This window comes from Pseudomonas sp. MD195_PC81_125, assembly GCF_014060985.1.
In the GTDB taxonomy this organism is placed as follows: Bacteria; Pseudomonadota; Gammaproteobacteria; order Pseudomonadales; family Pseudomonadaceae; genus Aquipseudomonas; species Aquipseudomonas parakoreensis.
The window spans coordinates 1-1328 of sequence record NZ_JABULD010000477.1 but is presented as its reverse complement, the minus strand read 5'-3'; the positions used below and the strand labels follow the sequence as shown (position 1 = coordinate 1328).

1 protein-coding gene is annotated in these 1328 nt (G+C 58.9%); it reads right to left on the bottom strand.

What is annotated here, in order from left to right; translation table 11 throughout:
• Positions 1 to 76: 76 nt before the first annotated feature.
• On the bottom strand, positions 77 to 1168 hold the full coding sequence (locus HT737_RS19285) for a calcium:proton antiporter (protein WP_182403713.1): 1092 nt from the start codon (positions 1166 to 1168) through the stop codon (positions 77 to 79).
• Between the last annotated feature and the right edge of the window lie 160 nt (positions 1169 to 1328).

The window sequence follows — 1328 nt, the reverse complement described above, 5'->3', positions numbered from 1 at the left end:
CTGCGATCTTTTGATTTAGAAAACAAGTTCAAAAGATCGCACCTGCGGCAGCTCCTACACCGGATTTGTGGTGGGCTTAGAGACCCAACAGCGACAGCATGATAAACGTCGCAAACAGCACAAAGTGGGTCATGCCTTCGATGGCATTGGTCTCGCCGTCATTGAGGTTGATCGCACTGACGATCAGCGTGATAAAGATCATCACCGTCTGCACCGGGGTCATCGCCATTTGAAACGGCTGGCCGGTGTACAGCGCCATCGCCTCCATCACCGGCACGGTCAAAATCACCGTCGACAGTGACGCGCCCATCGCAATGTTCACCACCGACTGCATGCGATTGGCCAACGCGGCACGCAACGCCGTCAGAATTTCCGGCGCGGCGGAAATCGCCGCCACCAGAATCGCCGTGATCACCGGCGGTGCGCCCGTGCCTTCCAGGCCCAGATCGAGGGTCTTGGACATCACTTCGGCCAGTGCGCCGATCACCACCACGCCGAACACCAGAATGCCGACCGACCACGCCAGGCTCAGCGGTTTCGGTTCATTTTCCACCGGTTCTTTCTTGCGGCGTTTATCCGGGTAGCTGTAGCTGAAAAAGTAACTGTGCGGGCCGACCTGCATGCGCAGGAACAACGCGTAAAGCACCACCATCGCACCGATGGTGAACGCTGAATAAACCTTCCAGTTGGCCGCCGGAATGAACTCCGGCACCACCATCGACACGCCCATGGCGGTGAGGATCATCACGCTGTAGCTGCGTGCCGAATCATCGTTGTACGACTGCTCGCCGTGCTTGAGTCCACCCATCAGCGCGGCGAGGCCAAGGATGCCGTTGATGTCGAGCATCACCGCCGAATAGATCGTGTCCCGCACCAGCGTGGCGGACGCCTCGTTGCTCATCATGATCGCCAGGATCACCACCTCCACCAGCACTGCAGCGAGGGTCAGGATCATCGTGCCGTAGGGGTCGCCGACTTTTTCGGCGAGCAGTTCGGCATGATGGGCAACGCGCATCGAAGCCGCGACGATGAAGGCGATCAGCACCAGACCGCAGATCAGCGCGACGATTTGGCCGCTATGGAGCATCCAGTGTTCCAGCGGATAGGCGATGCACGCGGCAATCACCGCCAGCAGCAGAAAGCTTTCTTGCTTGAAAATCGTGAGCATGGCGGGCCTTTTTGCCGAGAGGTTCGAATGAGCTACTGACTGCGGCGCGGCGCTAACGTTTCGTTACACCTTAGCGCACCAGCCGATAGCGTGAATCCGCTGACTTGCACTGCGTTGGTTCCGGCGCTGAAAAGATCGCAGCCTGCGGCAGCTCCTACAG